This is a genomic window from Streptomyces sp. 4F14, from assembly GCF_048159485.1.
Taxonomy (GTDB): Bacteria; Actinomycetota; Actinomycetes; order Streptomycetales; family Streptomycetaceae; genus Streptomyces.
The window spans coordinates 80591-102658 of sequence record NZ_JBLRVY010000037.1 but is presented as its reverse complement, the minus strand read 5'-3'; the positions used below and the strand labels follow the sequence as shown (position 1 = coordinate 102658).

The 22068-nt window shown below is 73.5% G+C and carries 16 protein-coding genes and 1 pseudogene; 8 read left to right on the top strand and 9 right to left on the bottom strand.

The window, feature by feature from the left end:
- Positions 1-45: 45 nt before the first annotated feature.
- Complete coding sequence (locus ACLZOT_RS43180) at positions 46-846, bottom strand: M15 family metallopeptidase (RefSeq protein WP_416974702.1); 801 nt, start codon at positions 844-846, stop codon at positions 46-48.
- Between the two features lie 93 nt (positions 847-939).
- On the opposite strand from ACLZOT_RS43180, the gene ACLZOT_RS43175 reads away from it, so the two are divergent.
- The 4 genes and pseudogenes from ACLZOT_RS43175 (at position 940) to glpK (ending at position 5603) form a co-directional block, all read left to right on the top strand.
- Positions 940-1386: a Zn-ribbon domain-containing OB-fold protein gene (locus tag ACLZOT_RS43175; protein ID WP_416974701.1), complete on the top strand. Its 447-nt coding sequence runs from the start codon at positions 940-942 to the stop codon at positions 1384-1386.
- Positions 1383-2573, top strand: coding sequence for a lipid-transfer protein (locus ACLZOT_RS43170; protein WP_416974715.1), 1191 nt, complete (start codon positions 1383-1385; stop codon positions 2571-2573). The genes ACLZOT_RS43175 and ACLZOT_RS43170 overlap by 4 nt, the downstream gene beginning before the upstream one ends.
- A gap of 166 nt (positions 2574-2739) precedes the next feature.
- Positions 2740-3928, top strand: a pseudogene (locus tag ACLZOT_RS43165) (diguanylate cyclase domain-containing protein); the annotation flags it as partial.
- 172 nt (positions 3929-4100) lie between these two features.
- Complete coding sequence (gene glpK, locus ACLZOT_RS43160) at positions 4101-5603, top strand: glycerol kinase GlpK (RefSeq protein ID WP_416974700.1); 1503 nt, start codon at positions 4101-4103, stop codon at positions 5601-5603.
- Between the two features lie 67 nt (positions 5604-5670).
- Here glpK and ACLZOT_RS43155 read toward each other — a convergent pair whose 3' ends face one another.
- The 4 genes from ACLZOT_RS43155 to ACLZOT_RS43140 form a co-directional block, all read right to left on the bottom strand.
- Positions 5671-6276, bottom strand: coding sequence for a GTP-binding protein (locus ACLZOT_RS43155; RefSeq protein WP_055720161.1), 606 nt, complete (start codon positions 6274-6276; stop codon positions 5671-5673).
- 430 nt (positions 6277-6706) lie between these two features.
- Positions 6707-7102: a DUF742 domain-containing protein gene (locus tag ACLZOT_RS43150; protein WP_416974699.1), complete on the bottom strand. Its 396-nt coding sequence runs from the start codon at positions 7100-7102 to the stop codon at positions 6707-6709.
- A 1-nt stretch (position 7103) separates the two neighbouring features.
- The gene (locus ACLZOT_RS43145) at positions 7104-7544 is read right to left on the bottom strand and encodes a roadblock/LC7 domain-containing protein (protein ID WP_416974698.1); all 441 of its coding nucleotides are present in this window, start codon (positions 7542-7544) and stop codon (positions 7104-7106) included.
- Positions 7541-10174, bottom strand: coding sequence for a nitrate- and nitrite sensing domain-containing protein (locus ACLZOT_RS43140; RefSeq protein ID WP_416974697.1), 2634 nt, complete (start codon positions 10172-10174; stop codon positions 7541-7543). Before ACLZOT_RS43140 ends, ACLZOT_RS43145 begins: the two co-directional genes overlap by 4 nt.
- 418 nt (positions 10175-10592) lie before the next feature.
- On the opposite strand from ACLZOT_RS43140, the gene ACLZOT_RS43135 reads away from it, so the two are divergent.
- Positions 10593-11030, top strand: coding sequence for a hypothetical protein (locus ACLZOT_RS43135; RefSeq protein ID WP_416974696.1), 438 nt, complete (start codon positions 10593-10595; stop codon positions 11028-11030).
- A 138-nt stretch (positions 11031-11168) separates the two neighbouring features.
- On the opposite strand, the gene ACLZOT_RS43130 is transcribed toward ACLZOT_RS43135, so the two are convergent.
- The 4 genes from ACLZOT_RS43130 to ACLZOT_RS43115 form a co-directional block, all read right to left on the bottom strand.
- Complete coding sequence (locus tag ACLZOT_RS43130) at positions 11169-15719, bottom strand: hypothetical protein (RefSeq protein ID WP_416974695.1); 4551 nt, start codon at positions 15717-15719, stop codon at positions 11169-11171.
- A 79-nt stretch (positions 15720-15798) separates the two neighbouring features.
- Complete coding sequence (locus ACLZOT_RS43125) at positions 15799-16677, bottom strand: hypothetical protein (protein ID WP_416974694.1); 879 nt, start codon at positions 16675-16677, stop codon at positions 15799-15801.
- An 18-nt stretch (positions 16678-16695) separates the two neighbouring features.
- A complete protein-coding gene (locus ACLZOT_RS43120) occupies positions 16696-18222 on the bottom strand; it encodes a hypothetical protein (RefSeq protein ID WP_416974693.1) in 1527 nt (508 codons plus the stop codon).
- A 71-nt stretch (positions 18223-18293) separates the two neighbouring features.
- The gene (locus tag ACLZOT_RS43115) at positions 18294-18998 is read right to left on the bottom strand and encodes a GntR family transcriptional regulator (RefSeq protein WP_416974692.1); all 705 of its coding nucleotides are present in this window, start codon (positions 18996-18998) and stop codon (positions 18294-18296) included.
- A gap of 145 nt (positions 18999-19143) precedes the next feature.
- Here ACLZOT_RS43115 and ACLZOT_RS43110 point away from each other — a divergent pair, with 145 nt between their 5' ends.
- The 3 genes from ACLZOT_RS43110 to ACLZOT_RS43100 are packed head-to-tail and all read left to right on the top strand — an operon-like array spanning position 19144 to position 22012.
- On the top strand, positions 19144-20415 hold the full coding sequence (locus ACLZOT_RS43110; RefSeq protein ID WP_416974691.1) for an MFS transporter: 1272 nt from the start codon (positions 19144-19146) through the stop codon (positions 20413-20415).
- Positions 20412-21263: a putative hydro-lyase gene (locus ACLZOT_RS43105; RefSeq protein WP_416974690.1), complete on the top strand. Its 852-nt coding sequence runs from the start codon at positions 20412-20414 to the stop codon at positions 21261-21263. Before ACLZOT_RS43110 ends, ACLZOT_RS43105 begins: the two co-directional genes overlap by 4 nt.
- A complete protein-coding gene (locus tag ACLZOT_RS43100) occupies positions 21260-22012 on the top strand; it encodes a LamB/YcsF family protein (protein WP_416974689.1) in 753 nt (250 codons plus the stop codon). The genes ACLZOT_RS43105 and ACLZOT_RS43100 overlap by 4 nt, the downstream gene beginning before the upstream one ends.
- Positions 22013-22068 lie beyond the last annotated feature (56 nt).

The following is a 22068-nucleotide window of genomic DNA, read 5'->3' as shown; positions in this document are numbered from 1 at the left end:
GGCGGACTGTATCCGATCGGGGGGAGGGCGTCTCGTCGACCGGTGTCAATCCCCCCTGGTGAGCGATGCGGTGGCCACCGGGAAGTCGAAGTACGTGTCCGGGTAGGGCTCCGGCTTGAAGGTGTAGTGCCACCATTCCTCGGCGAGGTTCACGAAACCGAGGTCTTCGAGGGTGCTCTTCAGGAGCAGCCGGTTGGCGCGCTGGGCGCCCCGCACGCGCGGGTCGAGGGTGTGGGAGAGGGTGTCGAAACAGTCGAATCCGGTCCCCATGTCGACGGAGTTGTCCGGAAAGCGGTCCCTCTGGGGTGCGCGGCAGGACACCAGGGGTTCACCGGGGACGTAGGGGCGGGTCGGGAGGGCGGGGAGTCTCACGAGGGTGAGGTCGAGGGTGGAGCCCCGGCTGTGGCCGGACTTCTCCGCGATGTAGCCGTCCGTGAAGAGGCGGGTCTTGTCGACCTGGGGGTAGAACTCGGCCTTCATCGCCTGGTCGTCGAGGTCCTCGGCCCAGCGCACGAAGTGGTCCACCGCGCGCTGCGGGCGGTAGCAGTCGTAGACCTTGAGGGTGTAGCCCTTGCGCAGCAGTCGCGCCTGCGCGCGGTGGAGTGCCTGGGCGGCGGGGCGGGTGAGGATGCACAGGGGTTCGCGGTAGCCGTCGATGCGCTCGCCGACGAAGTTGTGGGCGGTGGTGTAGCGCATCTCCTGGCGGATCGTCGGGTCCACCGCGCGCAGGGCGACGAAGTCGGCGGGGGCCTTCGGTTCGGTGCCGGCCGTGGCCGTGGTGGGGGCGAGGGCTGTGGCGAGCAGGGCGGCGAGCGCGGTGAGGGTGGCACGAAGGGGTCGTCTCATGCCGTGCACACTTCCCCGGCGGCGCCCTGCCCATTTGCGGGCGGGCGTGCCACACTCCTGACGTTCCGTCAGATCAGGGTGCGGGGAGGTCGCGTGACACGCGAACGCAGGCCCGCGGTGGACGGCTGGTTCACCGGGCACGGGGACGACTTCAGGCTGCTCGGGACGCGCTGCGGCGCGTGCGCGTCGGTGTTCTTCCCCCGGGAGGACGTCCACTGCCGCAACCCCGGCTGCGAGGGCGGTGAGCTGGTCGAGGTGCCCCTCTCGCGGCGCGGCCGGGTCTGGTCGTACACCGACTGCCGCTACCGGCCGCCGTCACCCTATGTGAGCGACCGGGAACTTCCGTGGGAGCCGTACGCGTTGGTCGCGGTAGAGCTGGCGGCGGAGCGGATGGTGGTGCTGGGGCAGGCGGCGCCCGGGGTGGGGGTCGGGGAGCTGGCGGTGGGGACGGAGGTCGAGGTGGTGGCGGGAGTGCTGAGCGAGGACGGGGAGGGCGTGTGGACGACGTGGAACTGGCGGCCGGTGGAGGTGGGGTCATGACGGCGGAGGTGGCGGTGCTCGGCGCGGGGATGCACCCCTGGGGCAAGTGGGGGCGCGGCTTCACCGAGTACGGCGTGACGGCCGCGCGGGCGGCGCTCGCCGACGCGGGGCTCGACTGGCGGGACGTGGACGCGGTGGTCGGCGCGGACACGGTGCGCGGCGGCTATCCGGGGTTCGTCGCGGGGGCGACGTTCGCGCGGGCGCTGGGCTGGCAGGGGGCGCGCGTGACGAGCGTGTACGCGGCGTGCGCGTCCGGAGCGCAGGCCATCGACGTGGCGCGGGCGCGGATCCTCGCGGGCCTGTCCCGGGTGGTGCTGGTGGTGGGCGCCGACGCCGCGCCCAAGGGGTTCTTCCGCCCACCCGGGGGCGACCGCCCCGACGACCCGGACTGGCTGCGCTTCCGGCTCCTGGGGGCGACGAACCCGGCCTACTTCGGTCTGTACGCGCGCAGGCGCATGGCCCTGTACGGCGACACTCTGGAGGATTTCACCCGGGTCAAGGTGAAGAACGCCGCCCTGGGCGCCCTGAACCCGAACGCCCGCTACCGCGCGCGGGTGACGCCCGAGGAGGTCGACGCCTCCCCCGTGGTCGCCGACCCGCTGCGGCTGCTGGACATCTGCGCGACCTCGGACGGCGGCGCCGCCCTGGTGCTGGCCGGGACGGAGTTCGCGCGCCGGCACGGCGGGGGCAGGCCGGTGCGGATCCGCGCGGTGTCGACGGTGACGCCCCGCTACCCCACGCAGGTGCTGGACCTGCCGGACATCGCCACCGACTCCGCGGCGGGCGCCGAGCCGTCCGGTGAGTCGCTGCGGGCGTCCATCGCGCGGGCCGCGTACGAGGAGGCCGGGATCGGGCCCGAGGACCTGTCGCTGGCGGAGGTGTACGACCTGTCGACGGCCCTGGAGCTCCAGTGGTACGAGGACCTCGCGCTGTGCGGCGAGGGCGAGGGGGCCAAGCTGCTGCGGGACGGTGGGACGGCGCCCGGCGGCCGTGTGCCGGTGAACGTCAGCGGCGGGCTGGCCTCCTTCGGTGAGGCGGTGCCCGCGCAGGCGATCGCCCAGGTGTGCGAGCTGACCTGGCAGTTGCGGGGGGAGGCCGGGGAGCGGCAGGTGGCGGGCGCGCGCGTGGGGATCGCCGCGAACCAGGGGCTGTTCGGGCACGGGTCGGCGGTGGTGGCCGTGCGGTGAGCGAGCGCCCCCGGGGGCGCTGGAACGGCCTTCGGCAGCAGCGGGCCCGCAGGAACCTGAGGGGGCGCACTTTGGCCGGAAACCCGCGTGAACGTCTCATGAACTGCGCGCGGGCGCGCGCCGGGCACGTCAACGCTGCCGTGAGCCTCTGGACGGATGCTCTCCGGCGATGCGGACCCTGTGCGACAGGCTGGGGGCGCTGCTGGTGGTCGAGGGCGTGGAGACCGAGCGGCAGTACGGGGCTGCGCTCGCGGCGGGCGCGCAGTGGGCGCAGGGCGAGTTGTTCGCGCCGCCATCGTGGCTGTCCGTCGCGGACGTGTACGTGTCGCCGCGCTCCCTCGATGCCAGGCGGGCCGTCGGCGCGGGAGTTCGTGCGGCCCGCCGCGCCGCTGCCGGCGGGCGCGTCGGCCGGGCAGGTGCGGGCGCTGCTGACCGGGTCTCCGGAGGTGTCCGGGGGGCTGCTCGTGGACCGCGCGGGGGCGCCGGTGCGGTCGGTGCACTGCTCGTGGTTCCTGCTGACCATGTCGGGCCGCTACGGGCACGCCCTGTACGCCGACCGGCCCGCCGCGAGACCGGGTGATCCGCCGCGGGTCGTGGGGGTCGGCGCGACCGCCTGGGAGGTGCTGGACGTCGTCGCGGTCGGCGGCACGGACCGGGCCTCGGACGACGTCGCCGTCGTCGACCGCGCGGGGCGTTGCGTGGGCGTCGTACGCCTCGCCGATCTGCTTCGGGCGCTCACCGAGACGCGTGTCGAGGAGGTGGCCGGGCCCAATCCGCTGACCCGGCTGCCGGGGCCGGACGCGATCACCGGGGAGGTCGACCGGCGGATCGGAGCGGGGCGGGCGTTCGCGCTGAGCCGGCTGGACATCGACCACTTCGAACAGGTCGACGGCGGGGCCGGGTTCGCGGCCGGGGACGAGCTGTTCCGGGCGGTGGGCCGGGCCCTGGAGCGGGCGGCGACGGGCGCCACGCGCGTGGGGCACGTCGGGGGCGACGAATTCCTCGTCCTGACCGATCGGAGGACCTCGACGCGCTGGCCCTCCCGGTCCTGGGCGCCCCCTGGTCGGCGGGCGGCCGTCCGGTCACCCTGTCGCTCTCCACGGTCCTGTGCGGGCCCGGCAGCGTCGCGAACCACCCGGGATGCCGCCGCGTTCCTCGCGCCCCTCAAGAAGGCCGCCAAGGCCCTTCACGGGGCCAGCTGGGTCGTCGGGCGGGCGGGGTCCGCGGAGTACGCCGTGCGGCAGGGGGCCGGCGCCGGTGGGCGCGGGGTGAGGGCGGTGCCTCGGAGCGAGCGCTCCCGCCGGCCTCGTACACATCCCGTGCCCGCCTTCTTGACGGTGTCTCAGGGGCGGTGAAAACTTCCCGGTGTCGGGTGACATCGCCGTACATTCTCGGTGTGTCCCGGCATGCCGCCGTGTGGGCGTTCTCCGTGCTCCACCGATGCGACGGCGCGCTCGTCACGGAAGCCGGGCGGGAAGTGCGCCGGTCCCGGGCCCATCCACGACGCGGCCTTCTGAGGGGGCAGCCATGACGGAGCGGTATGTCGCCGCGATCGACCAGGGCACCACGTCCAGCCGTTGCATCGTCTTCGACCACGGCGGCGCGATCGTCGCCGTGGACCAGCGCGAGCACCGGCAGATCTTCCCGAAGCCCGGCTGGGTGGAGCACGACGCGACCGAGATCTGGGCGCACACGCAGGCGGTGGTCGCCGGAGCGCTCGCCAAGGCGGGGCTGGGGACCGACCGGATCGCGGCACTGGGGATCACCAACCAGCGCGAAACGACGCTCTTATGGGATCGAAAAACGGGCAAACCCGTTCACAACGCGATCGTCTGGCAGGACACCCGGACCGCCGACCTGTGCGCCCGGCTCGGCGGCGCGGACGGGCAGGATCGTTTCCGTGTCCGCACCGGGCTGCCGCTCGCGAGCTACTTCTCCGGCCCCAAGATCGCCTGGCTGCTGGAGCACGTCCCCGGTCTGCGCGACCGCGCCGAACGCGGCGAGATCGCCTTCGGGACGATGGACTCCTGGCTGATCTGGAACCTCACCGGCGGCCCCGACGGCGGCCGGCACGTCACCGACGTCACCAACGCCGGCCGCACGATGCTGATGAACCTGGAGACCCTCCAGTGGGACCCCACGGTCCTGTCCGCGATGGACGTCCCCGAGGCCGTGCTCCCGGAGATCCGCTCCTCGGCGGAGGTCTACGGCACCGCCGTCGGCCCGCTGGCGGGCGTCCCCGTCGCCTCCGCGCTGGGCGACCAGCACGCGGCCGTGTTCGGGCAGGGGTGCTACGAGGCGGGCGAGGCGAAGAACACCTACGGCACCGGGAGCTTCCTGCTGCTCAACACCGGGAGCCGGCCCGTGCCGTCGAAGCACGGGCTGCTGACGACGCTGGGCTACAAGATCGGCGGCGAGGCCCCGGTGTACTGCCTGGAGGGCTCCATCGCCGTCACAGGGGCGCTCGTCCAGTGGTTCCGCGACCAGCTCGGGATCATCCGCAGCGCCGACGAGATCGAGCCCCTCGCCGCGAGCGTCGAGGACAACGGCGGCGCCTACGTCGTGCCCGCCTTCTCGGGGCTGTTCGCGCCGTACTGGCGCTCCGACGCGCGCGGGGTCGTCACCGGGCTCACCCGGTACGTCACGAAGGCCCACCTCGCGCGCGCGGTCCTGGAGGCGACGAGCTGGCAGACGCGGGAGGTCGTGGACGCCATGCGCCAGGACTCCGGCGTACGGATCACGTCGCTGAAGGTGGACGGCGGGATGACCCGCAACGGGCTGCTGATGCAGCATCAGGCGGACGTCCTGGACGTGCCGGTGATCCGCCCGCGCGTGTCGGAGACGACGTGCCTGGGGGCGGCGTACGCGGCCGGGCTCGCCACCGGCGTCTGGGACGGACTCGACGAACTGCGCGCGCACTGGCGCGAGGACGTGCGCTGGACGCCGGCCATGGAGGCGTCCGTACGCGAGCGCGAGTACCGCAACTGGCGCCGCGCGGTGGACCGGAGCCTGGGCTGGCTGGAGGAGTGACAACCCCCTCGTGAGCCGCGGCCCGTACCCCGGTCGGCGGGGGTACGGGCCGCTCAGGGGCGCACGCTCAGGTCCCGACGGTGTGGCGGCGGCGGGTGCCGAAGTCCATGGCGTGCTGGACGACGCCGACGAGGATGTCCTTGACGGAGCGCCGGTCGCGCGCGTCGCACAGCAGGACCGGGATGCTGTCGTCCAGGTCGAGGGCCTGGCGGACCGCCTCGACGGGGTAACGGGCCGCCCCCTCGAAGCAGTTGACGCCGATGATGAACGGTATGGAGCGCCGTTCGAAGTAGTCGACGGCGGCGAAGCAGTCCTCCAGGCGGCGGGTGTCCGCGAGGACCACCGCGCCGAGGGCGCCCTCGGTCAGCTCGTCCCACATGAACCAGAACCGCTCCTGGCCGGGCGTCCCGAACAGGTACAGGGTGAGGTCCTCGCGCAGGGTGATGCGCCCGAAGTCCATGGCGACGGTGGTGGTGTGCTTGCTCTCCACGCCCGTGGTGTCGTCGACCGGGCGGCCCGCCTCGGTGAGGATCTCCTCGGTGCGCAGCGGTCTGATCTCGCTGACCGCGCCCACCAGGGTGGTCTTGCCGACGCCGAAGCCGCCGGCGACCAGGATCTTGAGCGTGACGGGCTCGACCGGAGGCTTCCCGCGCTCAGAACGCCCGAAGATCATCGTTCACTTCTCCTGCTTGCTGGGATGGGGGGAGGCGGTCGGCCGTGGCCCGCGCCGCCGGGTCTCTCGCTGCCGCCGGAGCCGCCGGCGGTGCCGAAGGGGATCGCGGACCGGCCGCGGGCCGTCGCGGGGATCCGGGGACGGCTGGGCCGGGCGTCCTGTGCCGCGTCTGTACGACGCACGCGCGCGGGAGGGCGGTTCCGGAACCGTACAGGAGTTGTGGAGAAGTGGGGACCGGTCCGGGACGGGCCGTCCCGGACACGGCCGGGAGGGCGCCGTACGGCCGTGTGCCGGCCTCGCGCGCGAGGGCCGGACCCGACGGGCCTCCCGGGGTGCTCCGGCAGCGGCGCGGGGCCGGGGCGGGCACGCCGCTCCCCCGGTCCGGCCGCGGCTGCCCGCTCACGTGCTCACCCCGTCGTTCCCGCGCCGTTCACAGCGCCCGCAGGCCGGTGATCACGTCGCGCAGGATGCTCTCGTCCGGAAGCTCGGCGGGCGGCACCGGACGGTTCACGTGGACGAACTTCTTGGCCACGAGGTCCCCGATGAGCACCCGCACCACGCCGATGGGCAGGTCGAGTTCCGCGGCGAGCTCCGCGACCGACTGGGGGGCGACGCGGCACATGCCGACGATGTCCACGTGCTCCGGGGAGAGCGTGTGGTCGTCCTCCGGGTCGCCCGCGTCGGGTTCGGCGACGACCACGGCGATGAGGTCGAGGCGGTGCTGCCCCGGGCTGCTGGTGCGCCCGCGCGTCATGGCGTACGGGCGCACGACCGGGCCGGCCTCGTCGTCGAACCAGTGTTTCGTTCCCTGACCGTCTGTGCTCATGTCATCCCACTGGCCCGCCGGCCGGCAGATCGGTGCGCGGCGCGGTGCCCAGGTGCACGCCGACCCGCTTGACCAGCAGGGTCATCTCGTACGCCACCTGACCGACGTCGGAGTCCGCGTCCGCGAGGACGGCGAGGCAGCTGCCGTCGCCCGCGGCGGTGACGAACAGGAAGGCGTCGTCCAGCTCGACGAGGGTCTGGCGGACGCTGCCCGCGTCGAAGTGCCGGCCCACACCCTTGGCGAGGCTGTGGAAGCCGGAGGCGACGGCGGCCAGGTGCTCACTGTCCTCCCGGGTGAGGTCCTGGGACACCCCGGTGGGCAGGCCGTCCCCGGAGAGCACGACGGCCTTGCGGATGCTGGCGACGCGGCCGACGAGCTCGTCGAGGAGCCAGTTCAGCTCGCGCTGCTCCGGCGTGTGGCCGCTCGTCTTCGGTGCGGTCATCGACCGTCCCCCTTCGTCGTTCCTCGTGGTGCTGTGCCGTAGGCGTCGTCGCCCTCGGCGTTCTCCTCGCGCCCGCGCTGCCAGCCGCGCTGGAGCGAGGCCATGCGGTTGCGTACCTGGTCTGCGTCGCGATCGGCGAGGTCGGTCCGGTCCTCCGTGCGCGAAGCGGGGCTGTTGCGGAGCTGTGGGGCCAGGTTGGCCTGCCGTACGCGGCGCGGGAGCGGGCCCGTGCCGGGGGCGGGGGCCGCCGGGGCGGCTTCGAGGTGCCGGCGCGGCGCGGCGTCGGGCCCCGGGCCCTGCGCCGCGGTGTCGAGGCCGCGGACCGGCGCGGGCTCCTCGGGGCGGGGCTGATGGCTGGAGGCGCCCCGGCGGCGCGAGGGCAGCGGGGTGAGGGAGTCGGCGGGGCCCTGCGGCCAGGGGGACGCCGGGAAGCCGTTGTCGTCCGCCCGCGCGCGCGGGTCGTCGCCGACCGGGCGTCCGTGCGAGCTGACCAGCTTGGGCGTACGGCGCGAGGGCAGCTCCGCGACGGGGGCTGGCTCGCGGTCGGCACGCCTGCGGCCGAAGGGGGCGTCGTCGTCGGCCAGCGGGAAGTCCAGGCCGACCGGGGCCTCCAGCTCGACGGGGCCGTCCAGGACCGGCGCGGGCATCCCCGGGAGCTGGACGGGGAGTTCCCGCTTGTCCTTGGGGGTGCGCGGGCGGTCCAGGCGGAAGCCGATGCCGTTGGTGTCCGGGACGTCGTCCGTGAGGAGCGCCTCCGGGATGAACACGACGGCCGTCGTGCCGCCGTAGGGCGACATCTGGAGGGAGACACGGACGTTCTGCCGCTGGGCGAGCCGGCTGACCACGAACAGGCCGAGGCGGTCGGTGTCGGACAGTTCGAACTCGGGGGTCTCGGCGAGCCGCAGATTGGCGTCCAGGAGCGCTTCGGGGGTCATGCCGAGGCCCCGGTCGTGGATCTCCAGGGTGAAGCCGTTGGCGACGCGCTCACCGAGCACCTGGACGGCCGTGTGCGGCGGCGAGAACACCGTGGCGTTCTCCAGGAGTTCGGCGACGAGGTGGGTGAGGTCGGCGACGGCGGGGCCGGTGACGGCGATCCGCGGCAGGCGGCGTACCTCGATGCGCTCGTAGTCCTCGACCTCGGCGACGGCCGCGCGGACGATGTCCATGAGCTGGATGGGCTTGCGCCACTGCCGGGAGGGGGCCGCGCCGGAGAGGATCACGAGGCCCTCGGCGTGCCGGCGCATGCGCGTGGTGAGGTGGTCCAGGCGGAACAGGTCCGCCAGTTCCTCGGTGTCCTCCGTACGGCGTTCCATCGTGTCGAGGAGGGTGAGCTGCTTGTGCAGCAGGACCTGGTTGCGGCGGGCGAGGTTGACGAACACCTCGGAGACGCCGGAGCGCAGTTCGGCCTGCTTGACGGCGGCCTCGACGGCCGCGCGCTGGAGGGTGTTGAGTGCCTGGCCGACCTCGCCGATCTCGTTCTTGTCGTACTCCAGGTGGGGGACCTCGGTCTCCACGTCCACCTGCTCGCCCACGGACAGCCGGCGCATCACGCTGGGCAGCCGTACGGCGGACGCCTCGTGGGCCTCCAGGCGCAGCTGGCGCAGGTCGCGGATGAGGGCGCGGCCGATGCGGACCGACAGGAAGAGCGACAGGAGCAGCGCGATCAGGCCGAAGACGCCGGCGACGACGGCCTTGACGATGACCTCGACGGCGACCGGGCGGACCCGGTCCTGGTAGCGGTCGTTGGCCTGTTCGTCGAGGGTGCCGAGTTGGTCCAGCACGCTGCCGGCGGCGGTGTCCCAGCTGCGGGCGGTGACGCCCTTGGGGACGCCGCCGTCCTCCATCGCGTCGATCGCGGCGTTCTCGGCGCTGCGCAGGGGCGCGGTGCCGGCGCCGGACCAGAAGCTCTCGTAGCGCGCCTGTTCCGTCTCGGGCAGCTGCGGGAGGCTGATCTCGTAGATGACCTGCCGCTGTGCCTGGAGGTCGGAGACGATACGGCTCTCCTCGTGGCCGATCTTGCCGCTGACGAGGGCCGAGCCGAGCAGGGCGTCCTCGCGGGAGAGCAGCTCCCGCGCGCGGGCGACGGCGACGAGGGCGCGGTACTGCTTGTCCATCTCGACGCTGTCGACGACGTCCAGCCTGGCCAGGAGCGTGTAGCAGGGGTCGACGAGGCGGTTGTACTGGTCGAGGGCCTGGCTGCGGTCGAGGGTGCCGTCCTCGACGCCGCGGCGCAGAGAGGCGATGCCGTCGAAGGCGTCCAGGACGGTGGTGAGGCCGTCGACGTCGTCCTTGTCGAGGCTGTCGCGCAGGTCCGGGTCGGCGGTGTTGCCGCGGATCTCCGTGAACGCCTCGTCCGTCGCCGAGCGCGTGCGGCGCAGGGCCGCGAGGGCGTTCTCCGCGTCGGGGTCGGCGAGGTAGACGAGGGTCTGGCGGCGCTCCTGCTGGATGACCCTGACGGTGTCCTCCAGGGGGTAACCGACCTTCTCCATGAGGGAGGAGACGGTGTACAGACGGCTCGCCTCACGGCCGGTGAGGATCGTGGCGAACCCCCAGACCGCTGTCAGGGAAACCAGCGGCACGAGGAGAAGCGCCACGATCTTCCTGCGGATCGACTTCCCGCGAAAGCGCATGGCCTCCCCCAGCTCGGACCCCGTCTGACCGGGGTACGGATGTGCGTCAACAAACGCCGCGAGCCTACTACCGACCCACAGCCAACTCGAAGACCAGTCCGGAACCCGAACTTCCGCTCCGGGGTCGGGAGGTGGGGAGTTGTCCGGGCATTGCGGGAGATTGCCGCCAGGAATCGGGCGTCGGCGGCGCGGCCGTGGCCAAACTGTTTCCTGCCGGGGTTGGCGAGAATTTGTCGGCGCTTGGGAATCTTTCGGGCGCCTGGTTCGTCCTACTCATCGGGAATGGGGAGCGGAACCGGCCACATGGGCGGCATGCCGCACCTCGGCGGCGTAAATGAGCGCAAGCCGGGCAGCCACTGGGGAACCCGGTCTTCGGACCGGGCAAGGGGGCGGCCGGCGGTGGGGAGTGTGACACGTGATGGGCACGGCGCAGAGCAGAGACACACGGCAACAGCGGGTGCGGGCGCGGCCGTTGTGGGTGGAGGAGCCCGCCAAGCGGCGGCGGATGCCGGATCCGGTGCGGACGGCGGCGGTCCGGGCGGTCCTGATCATCGCCGTGACGCTGCTCCAGGCGATGGTCGCGTTCTTCTGCACCATGGCCGAGTCCTGGCTCGCGTTCCCCATGGTGATCAGCAGCGTCGCGAGCACGGTCGTGGCCACCTGGGCCGCCCTGGACGTCTGGGTGACCCGCCAGGTGTGGAACCAGCGCTACGGCGTGGTCTCCGCCCCCAGCAGCACGGCACGGGCCCTGCGCCGCGAACGCCGGCTGGCCCGCCGTCAGGCGCGGGCGGCCGAGCGGGCGCAGGAGCGCATACGCCGGCAGCAGGGCGGGGCGGGCCAGCTGTCGCACTCCTGAGGGAATGTCCGGCCCTGGAGGGGTTCTCCTCCGGGCCGGATTCCCGCAGAACGGCCGGTTCGGGGCTTGGGATCCCGGCGGATCCGGGCTAGCGCAGGGGCCTGCCGGTCCGGCCGCTCCGGACCCCGGACAGGCCCTCTACGCCCCGCTGGTCACCGGCCGCTTGTACATGCGCGTCGCCGTGATCTCCGTGTGCACGGCCTCCCCCGCGGGGATGTCCCGGGGCAGGCCGGGCCGCAGATGCTCCTCGACGGTGATGTACTTCAGCCCGGCCCTCAGGTCGGCGTCGTTGCGCAGCCGGATGACGAGGGGGAACTCCGCGAGGGCGGTCGTGTCGAACAGGCCCGTCGTGTAGAGGAGCTGGACACCGAGGGCGTCCGAGACGGCGCGCTGGAGCTCCAGCAGGTACGTCGCGTTGGCGCGGCCGATCGGGTTGTCGAGGAAGAGCGTGCCGGCGTGCCGGTGCTTGTCGCGGCCCCGGTCGTTGGAGCGCAGCGCGGCCATGGTGCAGTACAGGGCGATGGCGGCGGTGAGGAGCTGCCCGCCGGAGAAGACGTCGCCCATCTGCCCGACGGGCACCCGCTCGGCGCGCAGGACGGCGTCCGGCTTGAGGATCTCGACGGCGACCCCCTTGGGCTGGAGGGCGGCGGCGACCCCGCGCAGGAGCAGGGACATGCCGTCGCGCCGCAGGTCGGAGTTCTTCTTCACGGCGGCCCGCGTGGCGTCGTCCACCACCTCGCCGAGGCGTTCCGTGAGCGTCGCCTGATCGGGCTCCTCGAAGCGGATCCGCAGGAACTCCTGCCCGGACCACTCGCCGAGCCCCTCGGGCAGCCGGGAGAGCCGCTGGGCGGACCTGAGGGTCGCCAGCGCCGATTCCACGAGCCCGCGCAGCCGGTCCACGATGGAGTCGCGGTTGCGCTCCAGCTGGGCGAGTTCGTCGGTCAGCACCCGCAGGCGCGGCGCGAACGCGTCGGCCCACTTCTGCGCGTGCTCGGGCAGCGCGGCGGCGGGCAGCTCCCGGATCTGCTGGCGCGCGGGCGTGCGCACCTGTTCGTAGCGCGTGGAGTTGGCGTGCCGGACGAGGACGTCGCTCGCTTCGCGTACGGCCGCGTCGGCGGCGGACAGGTCGCCCGCGCAGCCGCGCAGGGAGCGCCGGGTCTCGGCGGCGGACGTCCGGGCGTCCTCCAGGGAGCCGGGGTAGGGCTCGGGTGTCTCCTGGTCGTCGTCGAAGGCGTGTTCGCGCAGGAGGTCGCGGAGCATGGCCGCGACCTCGTCGAAGCCGCTAGCGCCGTCCTCGGCGGTGCGGTGGGCGGCGAGGAGTTCGGCGTGCGCGTCCCGGGCCTGGGCGAGGGCCTCGGTGCGGGAGGCGAGTTCGGCGGTGGCTGTGCGCAGCAGCGCCTGGGCGTGCTCGGCGTCGCGCGGGACCAGTTCCTCGGACAGGTCGGTGTGTTCCTCGCCCTCCTCGGGGGCGAGGCGTTCGTGCTCGCCGCGCAGCCGGCCGAGCTGTTCGCTGGCGGTGGACATGCGGGTCTCCAGGAGCTGCACCAGCTCCTCCGCGCGCGCGGCGGCGGCCTGCCGGGAGGGTCCGTCGGAGCCGTCGGGTGACTGGAGCAGTTGTTCCGCGCGGGTGCGGACCTTGTTGCTGAGGCGGTCGAGTTCGGCGCGGGCGGCGCTCTCGTCGCTCTCCGCGCGCGCCTGTTCGGCCCTGAGGTCGGCGCCGACGCCGACCTTCTCGTAGACCTGCGAGGCCGCCCGGTACGCCTCCCGGAGGGCGGGCAGGGAGGCTTCGGGGGTTCGGGAGCCGTCCTCGGGCACGTCGTCGGGGGCGCCGGCGATCTCGGAGCGTTCGGCGCGCAGGGCGCGGGCGGTGCGGCGGGCGTCGTCGGCGGCGCGCTGGGCGCCGCGGCGGTCCTCGTCGGCGGCGCGGGCGCGTTCCAGGCACGCCTGGGCGCGGGCCTCGGACTCGGTGGCCTCGTCGGCGAGTTCGCGCAGCCTCACCTGCCAGCCGGCGCGCTCGCGCAGGCGGAAGGCGAGCCCGGCGAGGGCGTCGGCGGCTCGCCGGGCCTTCTGGGCGGCCTCCTGCTTCTCGTCGCGGACCTGGGCGGCTTCGGCGGCGGTCTCCTCGGCCTCCGCGCGTGCGACGCGGGCCTCGGTGAGTTCCGCCTCGGCTTCCTCGGCGAAGGCGCGCGCCTCCTCGGCGGCCTGTTCCATCTCGGCGAGCCGTCCGGCGGGGCAGCCGGTGCGCCAGGACGCGAGGCGTGCGGACAGTTCGCGGTCCTTGCCGAGGCGGGCGGCGAGGGAGCGGATCTCCTCGTCGCGGGCGGTGGCCCGCGCGCGCAGGGCCTGCCGTTCCTCGTCGGCGGCGTGCTCGTCGTGCATGGCGGGGTTCGGCGGGACGAGGAAGACGCTGTCGTCCTGGCCCGAGGGGGTGGGGGCGAGGAGGGCGGCGGCGGTGCCGACGGCGACCGTGGAGCGGGGCAGCAGGGCGGCCTCGGAGAGCGCCTCTCGCGCGCGGACGTGCGATCCGGGGTCGGTGATGATGACGCCGTCGACGAGTTCGGGGCGGGCGCCCAGCACGCGCGCGTGGTCGGCGGGGTCGACGGACTGGGCGAGGTAGCGCCAGCCGGGCAGTGCGGGGATGCCGTGCTCGCCGAGGAACTCGACGGTGGCCAGGACGTCGGGGCTGGGCGGCAGGAGGCCGCCGTCGCCGAGGGCGCCGAGGATGCGGGCGTCGTCGGCGGCGGCCGTGCGCAGGTCGAAGAGCTGGCGTTCGGCGGAGGTGACGGCGTCGTCGAGGAGTCCGCGCAGTTCGTCGGCGTACCGGTCGAGGTCGGCGGCGGACAGGGGTTCGCTGCTGAGGAGTTCGGCGAGCCGTTCCTCGGCGGCGAGGGCCTCGGCGATGCGCTGTTCGGCCTCGTACGACCGTCCGGCGGCTGTGGAGGCGTCGGCGGCGCGGGCGGCGGTCAGTTCGGCGCGGGACTCGGCGGAGGCGGTCTCGCGGGCGGTCTCGGCGGCCCGGCGGGCGGCCTCGCGGGCGGTGTCCCAGGCGGCGACGGCGCTCTTCTCGGCGTCGCTGGCGGCGAGGGCCGCGCGCGCGGGGTCGGCGTCGGGTGAGCTGTCGTCGAGCCAGCCGGCGCGGACGGCCTCGGCGATCTCCTGCTCGACCTCGGTGAGGCGCTGGCGCAGGTGCTGGGCCTCGCTGCGGGCGCGCTGGGCCTCGGTGGCGGCGGTGGTGTTGTCGCGGTAGGCGGTCTCGCTGACCTCCTGGAGGGCGGCGGAGCGCTCCTCGCCCTCGTTGGCGAGGGCTTCGGCGCTCTCGGCGGCCGCATGCAGGGCGCGGACGAGGTCGACGGCGGCCTTGGCGCGCGCGGCGAGTGCGGGGGCGGCGTCGCGTTCGGCTTCCTGGATCGCGGCGGACACGCGCGCGACGCGGTCGGAGGCGGCGCGGTGGCGCAGGGCGGCTTCGGCGGCCTGCCAGGCGGAGTGCAGGGTGCGGGCGTCGGCGAGTTCGCGTTTCTGGGCGGCGGCGGACTTCTCGGCGGCCGTGAGGGCCAGGGAGGCGTGCCGGAAGGCGAGTTCGGCGGCGATGAGGGCGCTGCGCTCTCGGGCGCCCTCGGAGTGGGTGACGGCGTAGGCGGCGGCCGTCACGCGCTGGGCGAGGTCGGCGGCCCGGGCGCGCTCCTGGACGCCGCGCGCGGACAGCCGGCGGGCCAGTGCGCGGGTGCGGCGCTCCGCGGCGGCGTGGACGTCGCGCGAGCGCGCGCGGGTGTCGGCGGCCTCGACGATCCGCCCGAGGAGGTCGACCGAGCCGGCGGTGAAGTCTCGTTCGGCGATGAGTTCGGCGCGTCGGCCGAGCTTGTTGCCGAAGCCGCCGACCAGGTCGGCGAGGCCGTCGGTGTCGCGGGTGTCGGTGACGGCGCGCAGCAGGAGGTCGGTGAAGTCGGCGTCCTTCTTGACGGCGAAGAGGCCGGCGGCCTCGCCCTCGTCGGCGTTCATCTCGCGCTGGTAGCGGAAGAGTTCGGGGTCGAGGCCCAGTTCGGTGAGGTGCTCGACCCACCGGTCGTGGATCTCCTCCCAGTGCACCTCCAGGTGCGGGTACGCCTTGTCGGCGTCGGTGATGGCGTCCCGGAACCCCTTCATGGTGCGCCTGCGCCCTTGTGCCCCGGAGGCGCCCTCCACGGGTGCGCGGACGGCGGTGGACTCGGCGACCGGCAGGCTGTCCAGGGAGAGGCCGGGCCCTGGGCGGAAGGAGTACCAGGCTTCGGCGAACTTGCGGGGGTCGTTGGAGACCTGGCGGCCGCGCCACTCGCTGACCTTGCCGACGACGACGCACTCGCCGGTCAGGACGTGCTGCCACTCCAGGGCGACGTGTCCGCAGTCGTCGGCGAGCAGGAACTTGCGCAGGACGCCGGAGGAGGCGCCGCCGAGGGTGTTGCGGTGGCCCGGGAGCATCACCGAGAAGATCAGCTTGAGCAGGACGGACTTGCCGCCGCCGTTCTCCAGGAACAGCACGCCCGCGGGCGCGGGGCGGCGCGGCGGGCCGATGGGCTCGTCCTGGAAGAACTCCGCCTGGGTGGGCGCGGGGTCGGGCACCACGTCGCCCACTCCTCGCAGGTCGAGCACGGTGTCGGCGTAGCGCGCACCGGCGGGACCGATGGAGTAGAGGCGGACCCGGGACAGCTCGTACATGGCGGCTCTCGTCGTTGAATCTCGGTGGTGGATCGTCGGCAGGGTTTGTCAGGGGATCGTTTCCGAGGGCGGAAACGGTTCACGCGTGGAACGGGAGTCCGGCGTCGGCCACCAGGTCCAGGTCCTCGGTCTCCTCGGCGGGCATCAGCGTCGGTGTCCCGTCGGTCACCGGTACGACGCCGAGTTCGAGCAGTTCGGCGAGGGCGGCGCTGCCGGCCATGTCCCGTACCTGGAGCTGGTAGCGGGCGGTGGTGCGGTAGGTGCCGCCGTTGTCGTCGCCGGTGCGCTGGAGGAACCCGGAGTCGGTGAGGAAGGCGACGGCCTTGCCGACGATGCCGGTGGTGGACCCGGCGAGGCGGCGGGCGTCCTTGGTCGCGCCGGTCGCGCTGCGGCGCGTCCACACGCGCCAGGCGGACTCCAGACCGGGCGCGTCGGACGCCGGGTCGGTGTTCTCGCCCTCCTCGGCGGCGCGCTCCTCCAGGCGCCGGCACGCCTGCCGTACGAAGGCGTCGACGCCGTGGACGCTGACCCGGCCGATGTAGCCGTCGTCGGCGAGGTCCTCGGGCCTGGGGAAGGCCATCGCGGCGACGGCGAGGTGGGCGAGGCCGTGCAGGAAGCGGTCGCTGCCGTCGGCGGAGGTACGACGCGCGTAGTCCCCCATGCGGACGGCGAACACGGAGTCCTCGCCGGCGGTGACGGCCATGCCCGCGCGCGGGGACACCTCCAGGACGACGAGGCCGAGTCCGGCGGCGACGGCGTCGGCGAGCCGGGCGAAGGCGGGGTCCTCGCGGTGGCGGCGCAGGAGTTCGGCGTACTCCTGGTCGCGCGCGGGCTGCAGTTTGGGCTGGAGCCCGTAGGCGACGAGCCGGGCGGCGTCGGCCGCGTCTGCGGGGGTGAGGGCGGCGGGGGCCGGGGGTGCGGGAGTTTCCGGTTCACTCCACTCGACGGGCTCATTCACGACAAGAACTCCAGAACATCAAGCTGCCTCGGTCCGATCCGCGGCCATGCCGACAGCGTCCAACAATGCGGTGCCGACGATCAGGTCCGCGCCGCCGAACTCGGGGTCGTCCAGCTCCGTCCCGTCGTCGACGGCGAACAGCAGTTTCTCCTCGCCCTGCCGGTAGGCGGTCCCGACCGCCGGGCTGGCGGCGTGGACGGCCAGCAGGGCCACCAGGTAGGGGAGGTCGGGGTCGGCGAGCCGGGCCTCGGACAGCAGTCCGGAGAGCCTGCGGGGCGCGTCGGCCGGGAGGTCCAGCAGGACCTTGGCGGCGGACAGCTGCTCCTCGCTGAAGCGGCTGTCGTCCGGTGTGGCGATGAGGTCGGGCTCCGGCATCTCCGCGCCGAGGTGCTCCCGCTCGACGGGGGGCGTGAGCAGGATCTCGACGAGGTCGGCGACCCGCACGGAGACGGGCGTGCGCATGCCGACGCCCTTGGTGAAGAACGCCCCGGTGACGCGGCTCGCCTGCTCCAGGGGCAGCGGCAGGACGGGGGCGACGAGGTGGCCGTAGAGGTCTATCCCGGAGGACGTCATGGGGGTCGAGAACGCCTGCCGGTCCTGTTCCGCGCGGAACAGGGGGCCGGCTTCCAGGAGCCGGGACTGCAGCTGCGTGTGCCGGCGGATGCAGTCCTTGACGATGTCGACGAGTTCCGCGGCACGCCGCTTGTTCTCGGCGTCCTCGATCTCGTCGCGTGCCTTGCGGATGTTCGTGAGGATCGCGTTCTCGTGGCGGTAGCGGTCGGCGACGTGTTCGAGTGCCTCGCCGATCATGTCCGGTACGGCGTTCAGCCAGTCGACGGCCCGGACGTTGCGCCGGGTCGCCTCCAGGGCGCGGCGGAGGGTCTCGGAGTACTGCACCGTGCGGTAGCGGGCCTGCTCGGCGGCGAGCTGGGCGTCGGCGAGCCGGCCGCGCCGGATGAGGACCTCGAGTTTGACCTCGGCGGCGATCTGGGCGCTGGTGACGTCCGTGTCGAGGGCGCCGACGAGGACGTTGACCGCCTCGTCCGTCGTACGGAGGTAGACGGCGCCGTCGAAGCCGGGGACCTCCTCGACGAGCTTGAAGTCGTAGTCGCGGCGCACGTAGCTGCCGTCGGCTGCGAACGTGCCGTACACCGCGCGGAAGCCGCGGTCGACGCTGCCGACGTTGATCAGGTTCTCCAGGACCCAGCGGGCCACGCGCTCGTGCTCCGCGGCGGGGCGCTCGGGGGCCTGGGCGGCGATGCGCGGGAGCAGGCGGGCGACGACGTGGTCGTGGTCGGCGCCGGTGTCGAAGTCCATGTTCAGGGTGACCAGGTCGATCGCCGAGAGGGCGATCTCCGCCATGCCGTACACCGAGTACTCGCCCGCGAGGTTGGCCTTGCGGGCGTCCAGGTCGTGCAGCGGGGCCGTGCAGGCGAGGGCGCGCAGCCGACGCGCCAGGCCCTCGTCGGCGGCCGGGCCCGGTGCGGGGCGCGGCGCCGCGCTGAGCTGGGGCGGAACGCGGTCCGTCGATGCAGGCGAAGTCACGGTGCACAGACTAGGTCCTCGGTCTGACAACGACCCAAACGCCGGGGTCCGCAGGCGGATCCCGGGGCGTACTAGGTCATGTCAGACACGCGCTGTTCGTACGCCTCCGTCACTCGTTCGCGTGAATCGTTCAGGTATACCGCGAGGAGCTCTTCCGCCTGCTTCCGGTTCCCGAGCTGGAGCGCCTGGAGGATCTGGCGGTTTCGCGCCAGGTACGGCTCGTGCAGCGCGCGCGGGTCGTCGACCAGGTGGAAGGCGAGGCGCAGTTCCGCGAAGACGCCGCGCATGTGCTCGTCGGTGCGCGCGCTGCCCGCGAGGGCGACGAGGGCGCGGTGGAAGTGGATGTTGGCGGTGCCCAGCGATTTCCAGTCACTTTCGCGCAGCGCCGCCTCCCCTTCGGCGACCGCCTCGGTGAGGGCGCCGAGCGCGTACGGCGGCTCGCCGATGCCCCGGACGACGGCACACTCGACCAGCGCGCGCGTGCGGTAGATGTCCTCGACGTCCTCGACCGTCAGGACGCGCACGAAGACGCCCCGGTTGAGTTCGTGGACGAGCAGCCGCTCGTGGGTGAGCAGCCGGAACGCCTCGCGCAGGGTGTTGCGGGAGACGCCGAGGGCGCCGCCGATGCTGTCCTCGGAGAGCCGGGTGCCGGGCAGGAAGTAGCCCTCGGCGATCCGGCTGCGGAGGATGTCCGCGACCCGTTCGGCCGTGCTGGTGCGCCCCAGGAGGGCGCGGTCGTCCGCCAGTCCCGTCGGTTGGCCCGTCCGCTCCGTCATGCCCGGAATTCAACCGCAGACATCTCAACGAAACAACATGGGTATTGAAGGATCGTTCAACGATCCTCTACCTTGCTACGCATCCTGGCCAGGTCCCGCACGGCTCATCCCCACGCACTCTCCGTCATCGTCTGCGAGGTGCCCCATGAGCACGACCGACACCCACTCCCCCACGACCGGCGCGGACGGCGGCCCCCTGGGCTGGCTGCGCGCCCTCGGGCCGAAGGGCCGACGCGCCTTCGCGGGCGCCTTCGGCGGCTACGCCCTCGACTCGTACGACTACTTCACGCTGCCGCTCAGCATGGTCGCGCTGGCCGCCTACTTCGGCCTGGACAGCGGGCAGACCGGCCTGTTCACCACCGTCACCCTGGTCGTCTCGGCGATCGGCGGCGCCGTCGCGGGCGTGCTGGCCGACCGGATCGGACGCGTGCGCGCGCTGATGATCACGGTCATCACGTACGCCGTCTTCACCGTCGCCTGCGGCTTCGCGCCCACGTACGAGACGCTGCTCGTCTTCCGCGCCCTCCAGGGCCTCGGCTTCGGCGGCGAGTGGGCGGTCGGCGCGATCCTGGTCGCCGAGTACGCGAGCGACAAGCACCGGGGGCGCACACTCGGCGCGGTCCAGTCCTCCTGGGCCGTCGGCTGGGGGCTCGCCGCGCTGGTCTACACGCTGGTGTTCTCCCTCGTCGACCACGACCTGGCGTGGCGTGTGATGTTCTGGACGGGCGCCCTGCCCGCCCTCCTGGTCGTGTGGATGCGCCGCCGCGTCCAGGACGCCCCCCAGGCCACCGCCGTACGCGAGCGGAGCGCCGGCAGGGGCTCGTTCACGGCGATCTTCAAGGGGCCGCTGCTGCGCACGACCCTGTTCGCCGGGCTGCTCTCCACGGGCGTCCAGGGCGGGTACTACACGCTGGCGACCTGGGTGCCGACGTACCTGAAGAACGACCGGAACCTGTCGGTCGTCGGGACGGGCGGCTATCTGACGTTCCTGATCTCGGGCGCCTTCCTGGGCTACCTGACCGGCGGCCATCTGACCGACCGGCTGGGCAGGCGGCGCAACATCTGGCTGTTCGCGCTGCTGTCGGCGGTCTGCGTCCTCGTCTACACGAACATCCCGCACGGCGCGAACACGCTTCTGCTGGTGCTCGGTTTCCCCCTCGGGTTCTGCATGTCGGCGATCTTCAGCGGCTTCGGCTCCTACCTCGCCGAGCTGTACCCGACCGCCGTCCGCGGCACCGGCCAGGGCTTCACCTACAACACCGGCCGCGCGGTCGGCGCCGTCTTCCCGACCACCGTCGGCTTCCTCGCCGACAGCTGGGGCGTCGGCGGTGCCCTGGTCTTCGGCGCGATCGGCTACGGCATCGCGGCACTCGCCCTCCTGGGCCTGCCGGAGACCAAGGGAAGGACACTGACGTGAAGGCCACTTCGTACGACCGTCCCGTGACCGCCGTCGACACCCGCGCGCACGCGTGGAGCCCGAAAACCGCCCGCGCGCGCTTCCGCGAGGGCCTCACCGGACCCACCGCCGGCGTGTCGGCGGGCCACACCCAGGCCAACCTGATCGCCGTCCCCGCCGACTGGGCGTACGACATGCTGCTGTTCTGCCAGCGCAACCCGAAGCCGTGCCCCGTGCTCGACGTGACGGACGCGGGCTCCTGGACGACGCCACTGGCCGAGGGCGCCGACCTGCGGACCGATCTGCCACGCTATCGGGTGTGGCGGGACGGGGAGCTGGTGGACGAGCCGACGGACGCGCGCGCGTACTGGCGCGACGACCTGGTGGCGTTCCTCATCGGGTGCAGCTTCACGTTCGAGTCGGCGCTGTCCCGGGCGGGCGTCCCGATGCGCCACATCGAGCAGGGCCGCAACGTCCCGATGTACGTCACCGACCGCCCCTGCCGCCCCGCGGGGCGCCTGTCCGGGCCCATGGTGGTGTCCATGCGCCCCGTGCCCGCCCGGCACCTGGAGACGGCCGTACGGGAGACCGGGCTGCTGCCCGCCGTGCACGGCGCCCCCGTGCATCTGGGCGATCCGGCGGGGCTCGGCGTCGCCGACCTCGGCCGGCCCGACTTCGGCGACCCCGTGGACACCGAACCGGACGACATCCCGGTGTTCTGGGCCTGCGGCGTCACCCCGCAGGCGGCCGTCATGGCCTCACGCCCGCCGTTCGCCCTCACGCACGCGCCGGGACAGATGTTCCTCACCGACGCCCGCGACGAGCACTACCGCGTGGGCTCCTCGGACTTCCGACAGGAGACAGCATGATCGATCTGAACGCCGACCTCGGCGAGGGCTTCGGCCGCTGGCGGCTCACCGACGACGAACAGCTCCTGACCGTCGTCACGAGCGCCAACGTGGCCTGCGGCTTCCACGCCGGGGACCCGGTCACCATGCGGCGCGTGTGCGCGCTGGCGGCCGACAACGGCGTGACGATCGGCGCGCAGGTCTCCTACCGGGACCTCGCCGGGTTCGGGCGGCGCGCGATGGACGTGCCGCCCGGCGAACTCACCGCCGAGGTCGCGTACCAGATCGGCGCCCTGGACGTCTTCGCGCGGGCCGCGGGCGCGTGCGTGGCGTACGTCAAGCCGCACGGCGCGCTCTACAACCGGATCGTCCACGACGAGGAACAGGCGCGCGCGGTCGTCGAGGGCGTCCTCCTCGCCGGGACCGGCCTTCCCGTCCTCGGCCTGCCGGGCTCACGCTTCCTGGAACTGGCCGGACAGGCGGGGCTGACCGGTGTGCCGGAGGCGTTCGCGGACCGCGCCTACACGGACGAGGGGACGCTCGTCCCGCGCGCGCAGGAAGGGGCCGTCATCCACGACCCCGAGGCGGTCGTCGAACGCTCCCTGGCCCTCGCCACGTCCGGGCACGTCGTCTCGCGGACGGGGGCGCCCGTCGCCGTCCACGCCCGCTCCCTGTGCCTGCACGGCGACACGCCGGGCGCGGTGGACCTCGCGCGCGCGGTGCGGCGGCGGCTGGAGGGGGCCGGGGTGCGGGTGGGGGCGTTCGCGTGAGGGGGGTTACGGTCGAGGTAGGGAGGGTCCGGGGAGTGCGGAGTGCTGTGCTCCGG

Bases quoted from the DNA above. Each gene is read 5' to 3' on its own strand.
- ACLZOT_RS43180 (WP_416974702.1), bottom strand. From the start codon at position 846: ATGAGACGACCCCTTCGTGCCACCCTCACCGCGCTCGCCGCCCTGCTC.
- ACLZOT_RS43170 (WP_416974715.1), top strand. From the start codon at position 1,383: ATGACGGCGGAGGTGGCGGTGCTCGGCGCGGGGATGCACCCCTGGGGC.
- glpK (WP_416974700.1), top strand. From the start codon at position 4,101: ATGACGGAGCGGTATGTCGCCGCGATCGACCAGGGCACCACGTCCAGC.
- ACLZOT_RS43155 (WP_055720161.1), bottom strand. From the start codon at position 6,276: ATGATCTTCGGGCGTTCTGAGCGCGGGAAGCCTCCGGTCGAGCCCGTC.
- ACLZOT_RS43150 (WP_416974699.1), bottom strand. From the start codon at position 7,102: ATGAGCACAGACGGTCAGGGAACGAAACACTGGTTCGACGACGAGGCC.
- ACLZOT_RS43145 (WP_416974698.1), bottom strand. From the start codon at position 7,544: ATGACCGCACCGAAGACGAGCGGCCACACGCCGGAGCAGCGCGAGCTG.
- ACLZOT_RS43140 (WP_416974697.1), bottom strand. From the start codon at position 10,174: ATGCGCTTTCGCGGGAAGTCGATCCGCAGGAAGATCGTGGCGCTTCTC.
- ACLZOT_RS43135 (WP_416974696.1), top strand. From the start codon at position 10,593: ATGGGCACGGCGCAGAGCAGAGACACACGGCAACAGCGGGTGCGGGCG.
- ACLZOT_RS43130 (WP_416974695.1), bottom strand. From the start codon at position 15,719: ATGTACGAGCTGTCCCGGGTCCGCCTCTACTCCATCGGTCCCGCCGGT.
- ACLZOT_RS43115 (WP_416974692.1), bottom strand. From the start codon at position 18,998: ATGACGGAGCGGACGGGCCAACCGACGGGACTGGCGGACGACCGCGCC.
- ACLZOT_RS43110 (WP_416974691.1), top strand. From the start codon at position 19,144: ATGAGCACGACCGACACCCACTCCCCCACGACCGGCGCGGACGGCGGC.
- ACLZOT_RS43100 (WP_416974689.1), top strand. From the start codon at position 21,260: ATGATCGATCTGAACGCCGACCTCGGCGAGGGCTTCGGCCGCTGGCGG.